The organism is Tatumella terrea (genome assembly GCF_039523755.1).
In the GTDB taxonomy this organism is placed as follows: Bacteria; Pseudomonadota; Gammaproteobacteria; order Enterobacterales; family Enterobacteriaceae; genus Tatumella; species Tatumella terrea.
The window spans coordinates 84740-104729 of record NZ_BAAAFX010000011.1; the positions used below are offsets into that span (position 1 = coordinate 84740).

General features: G+C 53.7%; 17 protein-coding genes. 12 read left to right on the forward strand and 5 right to left on the reverse strand.

Annotation, left to right across the window (positions count from 1 at the left end):
- Positions 1 to 58: 58 nt before the first annotated feature.
- The 5 genes from recG to gmk are packed head-to-tail and all read right to left on the reverse strand — an operon-like array spanning position 59 to position 5941.
- Positions 59 to 2137, reverse strand: a complete 2079-nt coding sequence (gene recG / locus ABD035_RS07060) for an ATP-dependent DNA helicase RecG (RefSeq protein ID WP_343868871.1) — start codon at positions 2135 to 2137, stop codon at positions 59 to 61.
- Complete coding sequence (gene trmH / locus ABD035_RS07065; protein WP_212713592.1) at positions 2134 to 2844, reverse strand: tRNA (guanosine(18)-2'-O)-methyltransferase TrmH; 711 nt, start codon at positions 2842 to 2844, stop codon at positions 2134 to 2136. The genes recG and trmH overlap by 4 nt, the downstream gene beginning before the upstream one ends.
- 4 nt (positions 2845 to 2848) lie before the next feature.
- A complete protein-coding gene (spoT, locus tag ABD035_RS07070) occupies positions 2849 to 4966 on the reverse strand; it encodes a bifunctional GTP diphosphokinase/guanosine-3',5'-bis pyrophosphate 3'-pyrophosphohydrolase (RefSeq protein ID WP_212713591.1) in 2118 nt (705 codons plus the stop codon).
- A 21-nt stretch (positions 4967 to 4987) separates the two neighbouring features.
- The gene (gene rpoZ / locus ABD035_RS07075; protein ID WP_343868874.1) at positions 4988 to 5263 is read right to left on the reverse strand and encodes a DNA-directed RNA polymerase subunit omega; all 276 of its coding nucleotides are present in this window, start codon (positions 5261 to 5263) and stop codon (positions 4988 to 4990) included.
- Between the two features lie 54 nt (positions 5264 to 5317).
- The gene (gmk, locus tag ABD035_RS07080; RefSeq protein WP_212713590.1) at positions 5318 to 5941 is read right to left on the reverse strand and encodes a guanylate kinase; all 624 of its coding nucleotides are present in this window, start codon (positions 5939 to 5941) and stop codon (positions 5318 to 5320) included.
- 236 nt (positions 5942 to 6177) lie between these two features.
- Between gmk and ligB the strand changes: the two genes are divergently transcribed.
- The 12 genes from ligB (at position 6178) to ABD035_RS07140 (ending at position 19967) form a co-directional block, all read left to right on the forward strand.
- On the forward strand, positions 6178 to 7887 hold the full coding sequence (gene ligB, locus ABD035_RS07085; protein WP_343868876.1) for an NAD-dependent DNA ligase LigB: 1710 nt from the start codon (positions 6178 to 6180) through the stop codon (positions 7885 to 7887).
- A gap of 402 nt (positions 7888 to 8289) precedes the next feature.
- Positions 8290 to 9333, forward strand: a complete 1044-nt coding sequence (gene pstS / locus ABD035_RS07090; protein ID WP_343868878.1) for a phosphate ABC transporter substrate-binding protein PstS — start codon at positions 8290 to 8292, stop codon at positions 9331 to 9333.
- A gap of 74 nt (positions 9334 to 9407) precedes the next feature.
- Complete coding sequence (gene pstC / locus ABD035_RS07095; RefSeq protein WP_212713587.1) at positions 9408 to 10370, forward strand: phosphate ABC transporter permease PstC; 963 nt, start codon at positions 9408 to 9410, stop codon at positions 10368 to 10370.
- A complete protein-coding gene (gene pstA / locus ABD035_RS07100; protein ID WP_343868880.1) occupies positions 10367 to 11254 on the forward strand; it encodes a phosphate ABC transporter permease PstA in 888 nt (295 codons plus the stop codon). Before pstC ends, pstA begins: the two co-directional genes overlap by 4 nt.
- A 52-nt stretch (positions 11255 to 11306) precedes the next feature.
- Entirely contained in the window at positions 11307 to 12080 is a 774-nt protein-coding gene (gene pstB / locus ABD035_RS07105) for a phosphate ABC transporter ATP-binding protein PstB (protein ID WP_212713665.1), read from the forward strand.
- Between the two features lie 73 nt (positions 12081 to 12153).
- Entirely contained in the window at positions 12154 to 12879 is a 726-nt protein-coding gene (gene phoU, locus ABD035_RS07110) for a phosphate signaling complex protein PhoU (RefSeq protein WP_212713585.1), read from the forward strand.
- Positions 12880 to 13012: 133 nt separating this feature from the next.
- Positions 13013 to 14233: an MFS transporter gene (locus tag ABD035_RS07115; protein ID WP_343869008.1), complete on the forward strand. Its 1221-nt coding sequence runs from the start codon at positions 13013 to 13015 to the stop codon at positions 14231 to 14233.
- Positions 14234 to 14653: 420 nt separating this feature from the next.
- Positions 14654 to 14875: a hypothetical protein gene (locus tag ABD035_RS07120; protein WP_212713583.1), complete on the forward strand. Its 222-nt coding sequence runs from the start codon at positions 14654 to 14656 to the stop codon at positions 14873 to 14875.
- 115 nt (positions 14876 to 14990) lie between these two features.
- Positions 14991 to 16283: an HlyD family secretion protein gene (locus ABD035_RS07125; protein ID WP_343868883.1), complete on the forward strand. Its 1293-nt coding sequence runs from the start codon at positions 14991 to 14993 to the stop codon at positions 16281 to 16283.
- Complete coding sequence (locus ABD035_RS07130) at positions 16276 to 18387, forward strand: peptidase domain-containing ABC transporter (protein WP_343868885.1); 2112 nt, start codon at positions 16276 to 16278, stop codon at positions 18385 to 18387. The genes ABD035_RS07125 and ABD035_RS07130 overlap by 8 nt, the downstream gene beginning before the upstream one ends.
- Before the next feature lie 160 nt (positions 18388 to 18547).
- Positions 18548 to 18988, forward strand: coding sequence for an NfeD family protein (locus ABD035_RS07135; protein ID WP_212713580.1), 441 nt, complete (start codon positions 18548 to 18550; stop codon positions 18986 to 18988).
- Between the two features lie 25 nt (positions 18989 to 19013).
- Positions 19014 to 19967: an SPFH domain-containing protein gene (locus ABD035_RS07140; RefSeq protein ID WP_212713579.1), complete on the forward strand. Its 954-nt coding sequence runs from the start codon at positions 19014 to 19016 to the stop codon at positions 19965 to 19967.
- Positions 19968 to 19990: the final 23 nt, after the last annotated feature.

A 19990-nucleotide genomic window follows, 5' to 3' on the forward strand; every position in this document is an offset into this window, starting at 1 on the left:
AAGCGATTTTAATTATCCGCCGGATAAAAGCAAACGTTTGCCAACGGGGCGAAGAAAATCAGGCGTGGGAAAAACGTTCTGTGGCGGGCAGCCAGCGTTCAATCAGCGCTGCGGACTGTGCCGGATACTGTTCATGAAGATGACGGGCGATGCGCTGTATGGCCGGGATCATCGCCTGATCGCGGAGCAGATCGGCGACCCTGAATTCTGCATTACCGGTCTGGCGGGTACCCAGTAATTCTCCCGGGCCACGGATTTCCAGATCATGCTGGGCGATGACAAACCCGTCGTTACTGTCGCGTAACACCTGTAAACGCTTCCGGGCTGTTTTACTGAGCGGCGATTTATACAATAAAACACAGTGAGAGGCGACGGCCCCGCGCCCGACGCGCCCGCGTAACTGGTGCAGCTGGGCCAGCCCGAGTCGTTCAGGGTTTTCGATGATCATCAGACTGGCATTCGGCACATCGACACCGACTTCAATGACCGTGGTGGCCACCAGCAGGTCTAACTGATTATCTTTAAACTGCTGCATGATGGCCTGCTTGTCGGCAGGTTTCATCCGCCCGTGCACCAGACCGATCTTCATATCGGTGAGCGCAAGTTGCAGTTCCTGACAGGTAGCTTCGGCGGCCTGGGCCTCCAGCTGGTCAGACTCTTCGATCAGGGTGCAGACCCAGTAGGCCTGACGCCCTTGCCGGCAGGCCTGCTCGACCCGCTGAATGATTTCTTCACGCCGGGTATCCGGAATAGCCACCGTCGCGACCGGCGTACGGCCCGGAGGCAGTTCATCAATCGTGGAGGTTTCCAGATCGGCGTACGCTGTCATGGCAAGCGTACGCGGGATCGGGGTGGCGGTCATAATTAACTGGTGAGGATGGAACCCCTGCTGCTCTCCCTTTTCCCACAGCGACAGGCGCTGGTGGACCCCGAACCGGTGCTGTTCATCAATAATGACCAGTGCCAGCCCGTTAAATTTTACCTGTTCCTGAAATAACGCATGGGTGCCGACAACCATCGGGACCTGACCGCTGGCAATGGCTTCCTGCTGAGCCTGACGGGCTTTGCCTTTTTGCTTACCGGCCAGCCAGCCCACCTCAATACCCAAGGGTGCCAGCCACTGGCGGAAATTAGTGGCATGTTGTTCCGCCAACAGTTCCGTCGGGGCCATTAGCGCAACCTGGTAGCCCCGGGCAATGACATTTAATGCCGCTAACGCGGCGACCAGGGTTTTTCCGGACCCCACATCGCCCTGAACCAGGCGCAGCATCGGGTAGTCATGAGCCATATCCTGCTCTATCTCTTTGACCACCCGCACCTGTGCTGCGGTCGGGGAAAATGGCAGCGAGGCCAGGAATTGCCGGCTCAGGCGGTGGTCTGCCGGCATGGGCCGGGCATGATGGCGTTGCGCGCCCGCCCGTACCGCCAGCATACTCAGGTTATGGGCCAGTAATTCTTCGGTGATCAGACGCTGCTGTGCCGGATGTTTTCCTTGCTCCAGATCACTGAGCAGTAATCCCGGCGGGGGCCGGTGCAGTGTTTTCAGGGCATCGGCAAGTGACATCATTCCGCCCCGCAGTTCAGCGGGCAGCAATTCATCGATCGGACAGCTGTCCAGTAATTGCAGGGCCTGGTCGGTCAGTTTACGCAGCGTCGCCTGACGGATCCCTTCGGTCGCAGGGTACACCGGGGTCAGGGTTTCCTGTAATTCGGTCACCTGCTGTTGCCCGGTAATACGGTATTCGGGATGAATAATTTCTGCTCCCCGTTGTCCGCGCTTGATCTCACCGTAAGCAACCACATGGCTGCCTTTTGCCAGCGCATTTTTCATGCCGGCATTGAAGTTGAAGAAACGGAGAGTGACGATGCCACTGCCATCGCTGATCTGGCAGACCATCATTCTGCGGCGCCCGAAAGAGACTTCGGTCGACAGGACCTCACCTTCTACGGTGGCCCAGAGGCCGGGCAGTAAATCATTGATCCGGTACAGGCGGGTACGGTCTTCGTAGCGAACGGGAAGGTGCAGTAAGAGATCCTGCAAAGTATGCAGCCCAAGCTTTGCCAGTTTTTCCGCCTGGCTGGCGCCTACGCCGGTCAGGGTCGTCAGCGAAATAGCGTCGAGCAGGCGGCCTTTCATTTTTTACGTTTTCGGCTGTGGCCGGTCGCCTGCATGGCAGACCACCAGTGCTCATCGGCTTCTACCTCACCCTGGTCGTTGATCCGGGGATAAGGTAGCCCTTTTTGTCGCGCGACCCGCGCCAGCACCGGATAGCCGCCTTCGAATAACAGGCGTTGCTGTTCAGCGTCGTCGAGCAGACAGTGGTCACGCTGGTACATTCCGGCGATTTGTCGCTGACGTTGGGCTTCATACAGGATCAGTGCACAGGCGACCGAAACATTCAGTGACTGCACCATCCCGAGCATCGGAATAATAATATCCTGATCAGCGAGGTCCAGGGCTTCCCGGGTGATGCCCGTTTTCTCCTGACCCATCAGAATACAGGTGGGCCGGGTATAATCGATATCACGGAAATCCACAGCCTTCCCGGAAAGATGGGTGGCCAGAACCTGCATACCTGCCGATTTGACCGTACTGACCGCTTCCCCGATGGTCCGGTGCGTAATGACATTGACCCAACTGTTGCTGCCGGCGGAAGAGGACACTGCGGTACGCATACGATCCCCGGGCCAGACGGCGTGCACATTATGGATACCGACAGCATCAGCCGTGCGGATCACCGCGGAAACGTTATGGGGCTTATGCACCTGTTCCATGCATACCGTCAGGTCATGCTGGCGGCGGGCCAGCATTTCCGATATCCGGGAAAAACGTTGGTCATTCATGTGATCAGTTACGGTTCCGGTGTACTTTAATCACATCCGGCATCACACGGATTTTGCGCATGATATCCGCCAGATGAATACGGTCATGGACCGTGAGACGCATAAAGGCAGTATATACACGGCCATCACGCTCCTCGGTATTCAGGCTCTGAATATTGGAATGACAGGTATTGATCGCGGCGGTCAGGTTCGCCAGGGCGCCCTGATGATTGAGCATATCCACTTTAATTTCTGTCACAAAGTCCTGCCCGGTCTCTTTATCCCATTCGACCGGCATAAACTTCTCTGCTTCTTTCTGGTAACCCCGGATATTACGGCAGGATTCATGATGCACCACCAGCCCCTTTCCGGGACTGACATGCGCCACAATCGGGTCACCAGGGATCGGCCGGCAACATTTTGCGAAGGTGATCAGCACACCGTCAGCCCCTTTAATCGGCAGCTTATGTTTCTTGCTGGTCGCCTGAGGCAGATGTTCTGTCGGCTCACCCGGCAGTAAATTCTTCGCCACTACCACGCTCATCGCATTACCCAGGCCAATTTCTGCCAGCAGATCATCCAGAGACGCCAGTTTCATCCGTTCCAGTTCATGGCGGATATTTTCCTGCGGAACTTCGGCCAGCTTTTTACTGCCGCCCAGCGCATGGCTAAGCAGACGGCGGCCGAGACTGACGGACTCTTCGCGTTTCAGGTTTTTCAGTAACTGGCGGATTTTAGCCCTGGCTTTCGAGCTGACCACAAAGTTGAGCCAGGCGGCATTCGGCCGGGCACCGGGGGCGGTAATGATTTCGATGGTCTGTCCGCTGGACAGGGACTGCGATAACGGATAAGGCTGTCGGTCCACCCTGGCACCCACACAGGCATGGCCGATATCCGTATGGACGGCATAGGCGAAATCGACCGGTGTCGCGCCAGCCGGCAGTTCGACAATACGGCCTTCCGGCGTAAATACGTAGATTTCGTCAGGAAACAGATCGGATTTCACGCTTTCGATGAATTCGAAGGAGTTCCCTGCACTTTGCTGCAGTTCAAGCAGACTTTGTAACCAACGCTGGGCACGAACCTGGGCGGTGGTGGACCCACTCTCGCCATGTTCCTTATAGGCCCAGTGTGCGGCAACCCCCATCTCTGCCATCTGATCCATATCTTCGGTACGGATCTGTACTTCCACAGGGACACCGTGTGGCCCAATCATGGACGTATGGAGAGACTGATAGCCGTTGGCTTTGGGGATCGCAATATAATCTTTTACCCTGCCCGGGCGAGGCTTATACAGGCTGTGCATTTGCCCGAGAACACGGTAGCAGGTATCGACATCCTTCACGATCACGCGGAAGGCATAGATATCCATAATTGAGTGAAAACGCTGCTCTTTGAGATGCATTTTCTGATAGATAGAGTAGAGATGTTTCTCACGGCCGCTGACACGGCAGGGGATCCCGGACTCCTGCAACCGGCCATCGATTTCGGCCAGTATTTTCTGGATCATCTCTTTACGGTTACCGCGGGCCGCTTTCACCACCTCTTTGATCACCCGGTAACGGTTAGGATAGAGCGCTTCAAACCCCAGCTCTTCCAGTTCCGTTTTCAGATGATGGATACCCAGCCGGTGGGCCAGGGGGCTATAGATTTCCAGCGTTTCCAGCGCGATACGCCGCCGCTTGTCCGGACGAAGCGAACCGAGGGTTCGCATATTGTGTGTCCGGTCTGCCAGCTTGATTAATATGACCCTGATATCCTGTACCATGGCCATAATCATCTTACGGAAGTTTTCTGCCTGAGCCTCTTTCTTATCGCGGAATTTCAGCTTATCCAGCTTGGATACGCCTTCGACAAGTTCTGCGACACTCTGACCAAACAGTTGCTCCATATCCTGGTAAGTTGCCGGGGTATCCTCAATCACATCGTGCAATAACGCGGCCATGAGTGTTTCATGGTCGAGTCGCATTTCAGCCAGAATACAGGCAACAGCGACCGGATGTGTAATGTAAGGTTCACCGCTGGAACGCGTCTGACCCTCATGAGCATCACGGGCAACAAGATAGGCTTGCCTGAGGCGTTTAATCTGATCCTCAGGCAAATATTTTTCAATCAGTTGATTAAGACTTTCAAACAGATACAAGGGCGGCCTGCAACAGTCAGATTAACGACGACCTTCAGCAATCGCGGTCACAGCCTGAAGTTCGGCCGTTTCCTGCTCATGCTGTTCCTGACGATCACGGACATCCAGAATCTGGTTGGTGATCAGCCCTTCTTCGATTTCGCGCAGAGCGATAACCGTGGTTTTATCGTTTTCTTCCGGAACCAGGGCGTCTTTGCCCCCTACCTGCATCTGACGTGCACGACGTGCAGCGACCAATACCAGGTCAAAACGGTTTCCAACTTTTTCTACTGCGTCCTGAACGGTTACGCGTGCCATAAGTGTGCTACTCCACAGATGAAGAAATGACTGGGCATCATACTGAAACCCGGTTCAGTGTGCCAATAATTTGCTGATTAATGCATCATGTCGTGCCGTCTGACGGCGAATACGCAGTCGTTCTGCACGGATAATGGTCTTCAGGTCAGAAAGAGCCAGATCAAAGTCATCATTAACGATCAGATAATCGTACTCTGCGTAATGACTCATTTCATCGACAGCCTTTGCCATGCGCTTTTCGATAATCTCTTCACTGTCCTGACCACGGCCTCTCAGACGCCTGTCCAGCTCGTCTTTTGACGGTGGCAGAACAAAGATGCTGCGGGACTCCGGCATCTGACGGCGGATCTGCTGAGCGCCTTGCCAGTCGATATCGAGAAAGACATCCACGCCGGTCGACAGCACCTGCTCAATCGCTTTACGGGACGTTCCGTAATAGTTACCAAAGACCTCGGCATACTCCAGAAATGCGTTTTCTGCAATCATGGCGCGGAATTCGTCTTTAGAGACGAAATAATAGTGCTCGCCTGCGACTTCGCCCGGTCGGATATCCCGGGTGGTGTGCGAAACGGAGACCTGAGTATCATACAGTGGCTGCGTTTTCAGCAACGCCTGTATCAGGCTGGATTTTCCTGCACCGCTAGGGGCGGAGACAATATAAAGCGTACCTTGGGCCATGGTTATCTTGAATTGAGTAAAGAGCGGGGACAATATTTTCATGATTATACACGCCCCGGCGCTCTGGCGCAGCGTTTGCTTGCATTTAGCCACAGATTTATTTGCGGGGCCGCCGGGTACTCCGTTGTCTGCAGACGGATAACCGGTGGCTTCTTTGTGATAAATCTCCGGTAATACAAGATGTTCTGTGGCACCTCCGTACCAAAAGCGGCATACCAGAAGCCGGAGGTGGGCTTGTGCTCAGGATCATACTTATTATTTGCGGGTTAACGGGGTTATCAGTGATGGCGGCGGACTGCCCGTCATGGACCGCCGCACGGGCGTTAACTGAAGTGACCCGTCTTCAGCAACAGCTCAGACAGTGGGATGATGCTTATTACCGGCAGGGACTGTCACCGGTCAGTGACAGCGACTATGACCGGCTGTCGGAAAAATTGCTGGCCTGGCAGACATGTGCCGGATTACCGCCCTCGCGCGTTATCCCTCGTTGGGCAGCCGGTGGGCGCCAGCCGCATCCCATCGCGCATACCGGCGTTCGTAAGCTGAAAGATAAGCAGGCAGTTTCCCGCTGGATGCAGGGTAAACAATCACTCATAGTACAACCTAAAATAGACGGCGTGGCGGTCACGCTGGTGTACCGGTACGGTAAGTTATCTGCCGTGACCAGTCGCGGGGATGGTATGCAGGGCGAACCCTGGCTTTCCAGAGCGTTAGCGGTTACCTCGGTTCCGCCGGCGATCCCGGCAGAGGCGGAAATCATCGTCCTGCAGGGGGAGATTTTCTTACCCCGCCACCGGCACCGGCGGGCGGTGGAAGGCGGGCTGGGAGACAGAGCCCGGGTTGCGGGACTGATGCGCAGTCAGGAAACCCTTCCTGAGGGACAGCGGCTGGGGATCTTTATCTGGGCCTGGCCGGACGGGCCGCCTTCATTACCGGCCCGCCTTGCACAGCTGTCGCGCTGGGGATTTCCCCTGACGGCGATATGGAGCCGGGAAGTGGCAACGGCAGAGGAGGTCGAACTGTGGCGTGATCGCTGGTTTCGCGGCGAATTACCCTTTACCACGGACGGTATTGTGATCCATTCCCTTCCTGCGGTGTCGCCGCAATGGCGGCCCGGTCATAACCTCTGGTCAGCGGCCTGGAAATATCCGCCCCCTGAAATCAGTACCGCGGTCAGGGAGATCCGTTTTACGGTCGGACGGACAGGCAAGGTGTCCGTCATTGCGGCTCTGCAGCCGGTAATGCTGGACGATAAACTCATCAGCCGCGTCAGCGCGGGGAGTGTCGCGACCTGGCGACGCAGGGATATTCTTGCCGGGGATGAAGTGATTATCGGGCTGGCCGGGCAGGGGGTTCCTGCAATCCGCCGGGTCGTGTGGCGGGTGGCTGAGCGCCATTATCCATCCCCGCCATCAGAGACCACTTTTCATGAGTTTAGCTGTTTCCGGCTGACGGCCGTGTGTCGTGAGCAATTTCTTTCCAGACTGAGCGGGCTGAGTGGTCGTCAGGGGCTGGACCTTCAGGGGATCAGCCGTGGCAGCTGGAAACAGATGCTGTCAGTACCGGCATTCAGTCACCTTTTATCATGGATGTCGTTCACCCCGGCGCAGCTCAGGCAGGCCGGGTTCAGCCCTGAGCGGGCGGCAGCTATTGTCCGCCAATTCCGTCAGACCCGCCAACGGCCGGCGATCCGCTGGCTGCAGGCGCTGGGGGTTCCGGTTCCCCGTCAGGCCGCCGTGCGTTTACATAATGAAGCGCTGTCCGTCCTGTCAGATCGTTCTTTGACCGACTGGCAGTCTCTGCCCGGTATCGGCAGACAGCGGGCCAGGAGGATCACCACACAGCTGCAGGATACCCGGTTCCGCGCGTTACTCACCTTCTTACAGCAGCAGACGGTACCGGTAACGCAGGTAACGTCCGCCGGACCCCCGATGGGCGATGGCTGACGGGCATCCGCCATTTTTTTGTATTCAGGTGTGACAACCCCGGATTTACCGCCGTTTGACGTTTGCGGTCAGGGGGGCCTTCTTTCGGTGGCGCGAAGGGCGTTACAGGACACCTGCCGGGCGTATCGTCCGGGAGCCGGGGCCGCCAACCCCCTGATATCAGCGGTGCGTTACCGTAAAAAAGGGACCGTTGCTGCCTGAAGACGTGTCCGTTTTATTCGTTTCGCCGCCGGCGCTGTGCCGTCCGGTAGCCCTGCGCCGGTCAAAGAGGGGAGGGTTGTCATAAAACTGTCATAATTCGGACATTTTAATGTCATTAAACTGTCCTATTTTGCCTCCTGCAGCATGATTAACCCGTTTAAACTGGCATTGAGCCTGAAAATACACTCCCCCGGAGGGAATATGACACTGATGCATAAGACTGTTGCCCGGGTACTGGCAGCGACATTGTCTCTGAGCGCTGTTTCTGCATTTGCAGCTACCGACTTAACCGGCGCGGGCGGGACATTTCCGGCCCCGGTATATGCCCGCTGGGCTGCAGATTACCAGAAAGCGAATGGTAGTCAGGTGAACTATCAGGGGATTGGTTCTTCCGGTGGTGTGAATCAAATCATTGCCAGAACCGTTGATTTCGGTGCTTCTGACGCACCACTTTCAGATACTGATCTGCAAAAACACGGTCTGTTCCAGTTCCCGACAGTGATCGGGGGTGTGGTTCTGGCGGTCAATCTGCCGGGCGTTAAATCCGGTGAGCTGACGCTGAACGGTGAAACTGTCGGTGATATCTATCTCGGAAAAATCAAAAAATGGAATGACCCGGCTATCGCGAAACTGAACCCGGGCATTCAGTTACCTTCTTCGAATATTAACGTCGTTCGCCGTGCAGACGGGTCAGGGACATCGTTTGTCTTCACAAGCTTCCTGTCCAAAGTAAACAGCGAGTGGAAAGATAAAATCGGTAAAGGGAACACCGTCAACTGGCCGGTCGGACTGGGCGGTAAAGGGAATGATGGCGTTGCCGCTTTCGTCCAGCGTCTGCCGGGGTCCATTGGTTATGTTGAGTATGCGTATGCAAAACAGAATAACCTGACCTATACCAAACTGGTGGATGCAGACGGCAAGGCTATTCTGCCTTCAGAGAAGAGTTTCAGCAACGCGGCGAAAGGCGCTGACTGGAAACAGACGTTTGCTCAGGACCTGACGTATCAGAAAGGCGATGATGCCTGGCCGATTTCATCGACCACCTTTATCCTGGTCTATAAAAAGCAGTCTGACGCCACTAAAGGGTCAGAAGTGTTAAAATTCTTTGACTGGGCCTATAACCACGGGAATAAAACCGCAGAAAGCCTGGATTACGCTACGTTACCGGCCTCTGTTATCGCAGAAATCCGTAGTGCGTGGAAAACCAATATCACTGATGCTAACGGAAAAGCGCTGTACCAGTAAGGCTTAATCCCGTTAACTCATGTGACCCCATGGGCGGCTGATGCCGCCCTGTTAATAGTGAAGCAGAGACTCTTATGGCGGAAAGAAAGCCGACATTTAAAGCCCCCGGGAAACAAGGTGACATTCTCTTCAGCGCACTGGTCAGGCTGGCCGCGCTGGTCGTGTTATTACTCCTGGGCGGTATTATCGTTTCCCTGATCATCTCCTCCTGGCCCAGCATCCACAAATTCGGATTTGCCTTCCTCTGGAATAAAACCTGGGATGCCCCGAACGAGCAGTTCGGTGCGCTGGTACCTATTTACGGGACGGTGGTCACGTCAATAATTGCTCTGCTGATTGCAGTACCGGTCAGTTTCGGTATTGCCCTGTTTCTGACGGAACTGTCCCCGGGCTGGTTGCGCCGTCCTCTGGGCACCGCTATCGAGCTACTGGCGGCGATCCCGAGTATTGTTTACGGCATGTGGGGATTATTTGTTTTTGCCCCTCTGTTTGCCGAATATTTTCAGACGCCGGTCGGTGACCTGTTGTCTTCTGTCCCCTTTATCGGCCAGCTCTTCTCAGGGCCTGCGTTCGGCATCGGCATCCTGGCGGCGGGGGTGATTCTGGCGATTATGATCATCCCTTACATCGCCTCGGTGATGCGTGATGTCTTCGAACAAACCCCGGTGATGATGAAAGAGTCAGCGTATGGACTCGGCTGTACAACCTGGGAAGTGATCTGGAATATCGTACTGCCGTTTACCCGCAACGGGGTGATCGGGGGAGTGATGCTCGGACTCGGACGCGCATTGGGTGAAACCATGGCCGTTACCTTTATTATCGGCAATACCTACCAGCTGGACAGTGCCTCGCTCTATATGCCGGGTAACAGCATTACTTCTGCGCTGGCGAATGAGTTCGCGGAAGCCTCCTCCGGCTTGCATGTGGCCGCATTGATGGAGCTTGGATTGATTCTGTTCTTCATTACTTTTGTGGTGCTGGCGATTTCCAAACTGATGATACTTCGCCTGGCGAAAAGTGAAGGAGGCCGTTCATGACGACGTTGGATTCCGGCGCCCGGGCCGCGCTGGCGGTATCCCGCCGTAAAATGCAGTCACGCCGCAGCCTGAAAAATAAGGTAGCGATCTTTTTTTCACTGCTCACCATGGTTTTTGGTCTGTTCTGGCTGGTATGGATCCTCTGGACGACGGTGTCTCGCGGCGTGGGCGGGCTGTCGCTGGATCTGTTTACCCAGTCGACGCCTCCGCCGAATACTGATGGCGGCGGGCTGGCGAATGCGCTGGCTGGCAGTGGCCTGCTTATCCTGTGGGCGACGGTGATCGGTACCCCGCTGGGGATTCTGGCAGGGATCTATCTGGCCGAATATGGGCGCAAATCACTGCTGGCAGAGGTTATCCGTTTTATCAACGATATCCTGCTGTCAGCGCCTTCCATAGTGATTGGTTTGTTTGTTTACACGCTGGTTGTTGCCCGGATGCATCATTTCTCCGGCTGGGCGGGTGTGCTGGCGCTGGCATTGTTACAGGTGCCGATTGTTATCCGTACCACAGAAAACATGATGAAGCTGGTGCCGGATACGATGCGTGAGGCCGCTTACGCCCTGGGGACGCCGAAGTGGCGGATGATCCTGGCCATTACCCTGAAAGCCTCCGTCTCAGGAATTATCACCGGGGTATTGCTGGCGATAGCCCGTATTGCCGGCGAAACAGCGCCCTTACTGTTTACCGCGCTGTCAAACCAGTTCTGGAGCACCGACATGATGCAGCCTCTGGCTAACCTGCCGGTGACCATTTATAAATTTGCGATGAGCCCTTTTTCTCAATGGCAGAGTCTGGCCTGGGCGGGCGTGCTGATTATTACCCTGTGTGTCTTACTGCTGAACATCGTGGCACGGGTCATTTTTTCTAAGCGTAAACACTAATTTTTACGGCGTGGCTCAGGCGGCGCCGGGATAAGAGAGACCAAGCATGAATATGGCACAAATGAATGCAGCGGCAGCAAAAATTCAGGTTCGTGATCTGAACTTCCATTACGGTAAGTTCCACGCGCTGAAAAATATTAATCTGGATATTGCACGTAATGAAGTGACTGCCTTTATCGGGCCTTCCGGTTGCGGCAAATCAACGCTGCTGCGTACGCTGAACAAAATGTATCAGCTCTATCCGGAACAGCGTGCCGAAGGACAAATCCTGCTGGACGGTGAAAATATTCTCGAAAATAGCCAGGATATCGCGCTGTTACGTGCCCGTGTCGGTATGGTGTTTCAGAAACCGACGCCTTTCCCGATGTCTATCTACGATAATATCGCGTTCGGGGTTCGTTTATTTGAAAAGCTGTCCCGCGCCGAAATGGACGAGCGTGTGCAATGGGCGCTGACCAAAGCTGCATTGTGGACGGAAACCAAAGATAAGCTGAATCAGAGCGGCTATAGCCTGTCCGGGGGACAGCAGCAACGTCTGTGTATCGCCCGTGGTATCGCTATCCGCCCGGAGGTTCTGTTACTGGATGAACCCTGCTCGGCCCTGGATCCGATTTCTACCGGACGTATCGAAGAGCTGATCAGTGAATTAAAACAGGATTACACCGTTGTGATTGTTACCCACAATATGCAACAGGCAGCGCGGTGTTCTGACCATACCGCCTTTATGTATATGGGCGAACTGATCGAATTCAGTGATACCGATACGTTGTTTACGAAACCGGCCCGGAAACAGACGGAAGACTATATTACAGGCCGCTATGGCTGAGCCCCGGCTCTGCGGCCCCGACCCTTTGCCACCCTCTGTGTGACAGAGAGCGATTGCGATACTGGAGAACACCATGGATAGTCTGAATTTAAATAAACACATTTCCGGGCAGTTTAATGCTGAGCTGGAGCATATCCGGACCCAGGTCATGATTATGGGGGGGCTGGTTGAACAGCAACTGACCGATGCGATCACGGCCATGCAAAATATGGACGGTGAACTGGCACAACGGGTCATTAATGACGACCAGAAAGTGAATATGATGGAAGTCGATATTGATGATCATTGTGTCCGGATCATTGCTAAACGTCAGCCGACGGCCAGCGATTTACGGATGGTGATGGCCATCATTAAGACAATTTCCGAGCTGGAACGGATTGGCGATGTGGCCGAAAAAATCAGCCGTACGGCGCTGGAGAAATTCGGTCAGAATCACCAGCCGCTGCTGGTCAGCCTGGAGTCTCTTGGTCGTCATGCGGTACAGATGCTGCACGATGTGCTGGATGCGTTTACCCGTATGGATCTTAACGCCGCCGTACAGATTTATCGCGAAGATAAAAAAGTGGATAAAGAGTATGAAGGGATTATCCGCCAGCTGATGACCTATATGATGGAAGATCCACGGACCATCCCGAGCGTACTGACGGCGCTATTCTGTGCCCGGGCTATCGAACGTATTGGTGATCGTTGCCAGAATATCTGCGAAATCATTTTCTACTTTGTCAAAGGTCAGGATTTCCGTCACCTGGGGGGTGACAAGCTGGACCAGTTATTAGCCGGGGATGATCTCCCGGAATAAGCCGTCGTATCCCGCGGCTGTCCGCCCGGGCAGCCGCGGGGGTCTTTTTAATCTATCCATAGCTTGTCGACGTCATCCTTTTTATACTTCCCTCACCTGAATGCCTCCCCTGAAGATGGATACACACGTGCGTATGAAAAAAAGAGTGACGCCAGCGAAAGCAATGCTTGCGGCGATCAGTGGTTATGCGATGGATGGGTTCGACCTGCTCATCCTCGGCTTTATGTTACCGGCGATCAGCCTATCGTTATCGCTCAATTATTCACAGGCCGGGTCTCTGGTGACCTGGACTCTGATAGGCGCGGTGCTGGGCGGGATCCTGTTTGGTCATCTGAGTGACCGTTTCGGCCGGATAAAAATATTGTCACTCACTATTCTGATGTTCTCGGTATTTACCGGGTTATGTGCTGTCGCCAGAGGTTATCCGGATTTACTGGTCTACCGGACACTGGCGGGGGTCGGACTCGGGGGTGAGTTCGGGATAGGCATGGCGCTTATTGCTGAGGTCTGGCCGGCCAGCAAACGTAACCGCGCTTCGGCCTGGGTCGGCATTGGCTGGCAGGCAGGTGTACTGATGGCTGCGGTGCTGACGCCATTGCTACTGCCTCATATTGGCTGGCGTGGCATGTTTCTGGTGGGATTGATTCCGGCACTTTTTTCTTTCGCTCTCCGTCATGGATTAGGTGAACCTGATGCATTTACCCGTCAGGAGGTCGCTCCCACGCCGCTCGCGTTTACGTCTCGTCTGAAACTACTCTTTAAAGATAGCAGGACGGCAAAAGCCAGCATCGGCATCTTTATTCTTTGCTCCGTACAAAACTTTGGTTACTACGGACTGATGATCTGGATGCCGGGTTATCTCTCGGCAAATTTTGGTTTCACGCTGACAAAGTCGGGGATCTGGACAGCCGTCACCGTCATAGGTATGACACTGGGCATCGGAGTATTTGGTGTGCTGGCCGACCGCTTTTCCTGCTGGAAAATTTTTATCGTCTATCAGCTGGGGGCGGTGATCATGGTCGTGGTATATGCCAGGCTCACCGATCCCACGCTGATGCTGCTGGCCGGCGCGGTCATGGGGATGTTCGTGAACGGAATGATTGGCGGGTATGGGGCACTGATCTCTGATACGTATCCGGTGGCCGCCCGGGCCACAGCGCAGAATGTCTTATTTAACGCCGGCCGTGCGGTCGGGGGCCTGGGGCCATTGGTCATTGGTTCGCTCGCCTCAGAATGGTCTTTCACGGCGGCGATTACTCTGCTGGCACTGATCTATGTGGTGGATGTTCTGGCAACCCTGTTTTTATTACCGCGGAGCCAGGGGAAAGATGACGCCCTGGGGGCCATAGGCTGACACAGTGGCGGGTCTGGCGGGGAATGCCGTCAGGCCCGCGCGCCGCAGCGAGCGTTGTGGGTATGATTCCGGATATCCGTTGAATCATATCACTCCGGGTGAAATATTCTGATAATTAACGGCCAGAGAATTTCTAATTACGGATATTATCGGTTTTAATGAAATAATCATGCCGTTTATTTTCTTTCTATGACAATATTTAATCATCTTTCCTTTTTTTTGTTTCCGTATAATTCTTAATTATCCGCTAAATATATTTGTTGCTTTCCTTATGAATCTTAAGAGGAATATTGCATTAAAATCCTCCTCAGGTATATTTCCTGTGCGCAAGTGATCACAGGGCGGCCGGTTGATAATTTACGGTGTCGTATATCCTTGCGTATTTCATATCTTAGGGATTTTTATAAAAAGGAATAATCTATGAAAGAACTAACACATGTTGAAGTGGAGTGCGTTTCCGGTGCTGGTGCTCTGGCAGACTCCCTGGGTAATATCGGTTCGACTCTCGGGGGGGCAATGAAGTTACTGGGTCTGAAGAATTCGGTAGAAAACGCCTCTGCCGTAGGAAGTAGCCTCGGACTGACTATCGAATCTGCCTACAGCTTTATTACCTCAGCGATTAAATTATTACGCGATAAATAGTCACTGACTATACCCAAAGGTGCCAGGGAGCTGGCACCTTTTTTAAGGGAAGGTGAAAAGGTCCGGGCATCCTCAGGGAATGACTCCGTCAGTGCTTAAGGTGATAGTGGAACCCATGGAAGGAAATTCGATTTTCAGGGAGGAGGCTCTCCGTCATCTGAGAACACAGTGGCTCGGTAAGGCATTGCTTATTTCAGCGTGTCCGGCCTGGCTGGTAATGCTTTTTTCTGTCTTCTTTTTTTCTGTCATTATCGGCGGGGTGTTATTGGGTGAATATACCCGCAGAGTCAATGTAACGGGCGAAATCATCTCTCAGAAACAGGCTATCACGATCTATGCTCCCTGGCAGGGCGTGATTTCCGGTAAATATTTTAATACCGGGCAACGTGTCAGGAAAGGACAGCCTTTATATGAGATCGATGTCAGTAAAACTACCCTGAATGGTAATGTCAGCCTGCGTGGCGTGGAAGCCATTAAACAACAGTTGGTACTGATTGATGAAATTATAAAAACCATTAACCGTAATAAAATTTCCGCCAGGGAAAACCTTGAGCAACAGCTTAAGAAATATAAACAAGCCCATAAAGACTCTCTGGAATTAATGAGCAGTTCAACCCGCGGGCTGCAGGATATGAAAAAAAGCATGGGTAACTATGATGATTATCTGAAGCGGGGATTAATTAATAAAGAGCAGTTTAATAACCAGCGCTATTTATTCTACCAGCAGCAATCGGCATGGCAGAGTCTGAATACGCAGGCTATCCAGGAGAGTTTGCAGATCATCAATCTGGAAACAGACATCGCTATGAAAGCGGCCGATTTTGATAATCAGTCAGCGGAGTATGCTTTGAAGCGCAGTGAGCTTGAACGCCAGCTGGCCGAGGTAAACGCCAGTGGCACCTTAATTATTAATGCCCCGGAAGACGGGACTATCGAAAACATGGTGTATACCGTGGGGCAGATGGTTTCAGGCGGGGACAGCCTGGCGCAGGTGATGCCGGCCGGAGACCCTGAATTTTCACTGATCCTCTGGCTGACGGACAGCAGCCTGCCGTATGTCTCTCCGGGGGATAGCGTGAATCTTCGTTTTGAAGCCTATCCTTTTGAAAAATTCGGGCAGTTCCCCGGAAAAATCAGGTCAGTCTCACAAATACCGGCCGGACAGAAAGAGCTGGCGATGTATAGCAGCAGCGTGCCCGGTGCCAGCCAGGGGATCACCCGGTCCTATTACAAGACGGTGGTGGCGCTTGAAAGCGGAGACTTCAGGTTTCAGGGAAAACCCATGAGCTGGTCTAACGGGATGAAAGCAGAGACCACGTTGTTCCTGGAAAGCCGGCCATTATATCAATGGATCCTGGCACCTTATTACGATATCAGGCGGAGTCTGAGCGGGCCTTTACATGAATAATGAATTATTTAATGACATCATCCGGCGGATCCAGCTTTCCCCCTGGCGACGGGTCCCCCGGGTCCTGCAAACGGAGGCTTCTGAATGCGGGCTGGCGTGTCTGGTCATGGTGTGTCGTTACTTCGGGATGGACATCGACCTGCTCAATATGCGTCGTCGCTTTGGTATCTCTTCGCATGGTGCCACCCTCGCCACGATCATTCATATCGCCGGGCAACTGTCCTTAAAAACGCGTCCTCTGTCGCTGGATATTGATGAAATCGGCCAGTTGAAAAGGCCCTGCCTGCTGCACTGGGATATGAGCCATTTTGTGGTGCTGGTGGCGGTGAGAAGGGGGCGTTTTATTATTCATGACCCGGCTTTCGGTCGCAGAGTTGTCGGCCTGACCGAAGTCTCCCGGCATTTCTCCGGGGTGGCGCTGGAAGTCTGGCCGGATAGTGAGTTTATTCCGGTCAAAGCCCGCTCAAAACTGAGCCTGCGATCACTGATGAAAAATATCAGCGGATTACCGGGTTTTCTGATCCGGATCTTCTGTTTATCGTTGCTGGTCGAAGCCGTCAATATACTGATCCCGATGGGCACTCAGCTGGTGATGGATCATGTCATTATTGCCCGGGATCATGATCTGCTCGGTCTGATCTGTCTCGGCCTGCTGACATTCATCCTGTTCCGTACCTTTATCAGCATGCTGCGGGCCTGGACATCGCTGGTCATGCAGTCACTGATTGATATTCAGTGGAAAACCGGACTGATGGACCACTTACTCCGGCTGCCGCTGGCTTACTTTGAAAAACGTAAACTCGGTGATATTCAGTCCCGGTTTTCATCGCTGGATATTATCCGCTCTACCCTGACCAGTAGCCTGGTGAGCGGGACTATTGATGTTATCGTGTCCGTCGGTGTGTTCGTGATGATGCTGCTGTACGGTGGCTGGCTAATTTTTGTCGTGCTCGGTTTTACGCTGATCTATATGGTATTACGTCTGTCGACTTATCAGCGCTATCGTCAGGCTCAGGAAGAGCATATTGTCAAAGAGGCCCGTGCCGGGTCGCATTTTATGGAGACGCTCTACGGGATCAGTACATTAAAGGTGCTGGGACTCACAGAAATGCGTTCCAGATTCTGGCTTAACCTGAATATTGATACGACAAACGCCGGTATCCGCATGACCCGTCTTGATATGTTATTCGGCGGAGTTAACGCGCTGATCTCGACCCTCGATCAGGTGATTATCCTGTGGCTGGGAGCATCAATGGTGATTGACGGGCAGATGACGCTGGGCATGTTTGTGGCCTTTAATGCCTATCGCGGACAGTTTTCCGAACGGGCTTCGGCGCTGATAGACATGTTGTTGCAGTTAAGAATGCTGGCGTTACATAACGACAGGATTGCCGATATTGTCCTGCATGATACCGAGGTGTTTCAGCCTGCCAGAAGGCTCTGCCCGCCAGAAGAAGCGGCCAGCCTGCAGGTAAGGGATCTGGGCTACCAGTATGACAAACTGAGCCGGCCTGTGTTCTCTGGTGTCAGCTTTCTGGTCACCGCCGGGGAAAGTGTTGCCATCACGGGGCCTTCCGGTTCGGGTAAAACCACACTGATGAAAGTGATGAGCGGGTTACTGTCATCCGACACCGGCAGTGTCCTTTTTAACGGAATCGATATCAGCGGTGCCGGGCTGAATAATTATCGTGATTGCATTGCCTGTGTGTTGCAGGAAGATAAATTATTCGCCGGGTCCATTGCCGAAAATATTTCCAGCTTCAGTGAGCAGAGAGACCCGGATCGCATCATCTCCTGTGCGCAAAGCAGCCATATTCATGATGAAATTATGCAGATGCCGATGGGGTACGAAACACTGGTCAGTGAACTGGGAGGCAGTCTGTCCGGGGGCCAGAAACAACGTTTACTGATTGCCAGGGCCCTCTATCGCCGTCCGGCGATACTGTTCCTCGACGAAGCGACCAGCCATCTCGATCTCGACAATGAAGCCAGGGTCAATGCCTCTATCCGTGAATTAAAAATTACCCGTATTTTTATTGCCCATCGCCCGTCAACCATCGCCAGTGCTGACCGGGTGATTGAGTTGTCACGCGCCGCCTCCTGAATCTCCGGGGTCTGTAAACGGCCCTGTCCCTCATAATTTACGATGAGTTATGAATTCTGCGTTTTTTTCAGGCAAGATAACGCCAGCAGTCGCAGGCCTATCGCTGCGCTGAACCGGGTCGCGGATATCACAGGATCCGGTATTTTCAGCAGGGGGAGATATGGAAATAACCACAATATTCTGGTTCTGGGTAGCCATCGCCGCGATTTTTTCGCTGGCCGAACTGATGACGGTGACCTTCTTTGGTCTCTGGATGGCCATTGCCGCGATGGTGCCGGCGCTGATCGTGCTAATCGTTCCGGGGATATCCCTGGCGGGGCAGTTACTTATCTGGGTGGTGGCGTCATTGCTTTGTGCCTGGATCTGGGTTCGCTGGATCCGTAGTCCGCCCGAGAAGTACCTCGCGGAACCACTGGTGGGGCAGCAGGGGATTCTGGCGTCGGCATTGGTGCCGGGAGAAACCGGAAAACTGCTACTGAGTAAACCGGTTCAGGGACGTCAGGAGTGGCCCTGTATCAGTGATGAAGCTTTACCCCGTCAGGCACGTGTGCAGGTGGTCGCGATGGCCGGCGAAGGACAGGTAAAGGTCGCAGTTATCTAAGTTACTACATGAGGGAGGGGGCGCTATGTCACCGGGACTGATTGCATCGGGTTTAATCATTATTTTACTGGCGATTACGTTATTTAAATGCGTACGTATAGTTCCGCAGGCAGATCAGTGGATTGTGGAACGCCTGGGGAAATACCACAGTACCCTTAATCCGGGGCTGAATATCCTGATCCCCTTTCTGGATGTCGTCGCCTATAAAATGTCGGCGAAAGATCAGATGTTTGAAGTAAAAGGTATCGAAGGGATCACCAAAGATAATGCGACGGTGGGGGTCAATGCCATTTGCTTTATCCGTATTGCAGACCCGAATAAAGCCGCCTACGGCGTCGACAGTTACAGTGCTGCCGTGCAGAACCTGGTAATGACCACCATCCGTAATGCGGTCGGGGGAATGAATCTGGACGATACGTTATCTAACCGTGATCAGCTGGCTATTACCTTGCGGGCGAATATGGAAGAGCAGATGAATGACTGGGGGCTGATCCTGAGGACCGTTGATATTCAGGACATTACACCGTCAGATTCGATGCGTAAATCGATGGAACAACAGGCTGCCGCAGAGCGGGAGCGTAAAGCGACGGAAACCCGGGCCGAAGGGAATAAGAATGCGGCGATACGTGAAGCTGAAGGGAAAAAGCAGGCGATGATCCTGGATGCCGAAGCGAAGCTTGAAGCCTCCCGACGGGAAGCTGAGGCGATTGAAACGCTGGCTGCCGGACAGAAAAAAGCCACGGAACAACTGGCAAACGCGCTGAATGCCGCCGGAGGGCATGAGGCGATGTCATTCCAGCTGGCAAACAATTATGTGGCGACGCTTGGGGATCTTTCAAAAAGTAATAATACGAAGGTTGTCGCCATGCCAGCGGATCTGGCACAAGCCGTAGGGGGATTACTGAATGCCGGTGCGCTGATGTCCGTCGGTGCCGAAGCGGCGGCAGATACCCCGTCACGGAACCGACCCTCTTCCTGAAAACACACCGGCCCTTCAGGGCC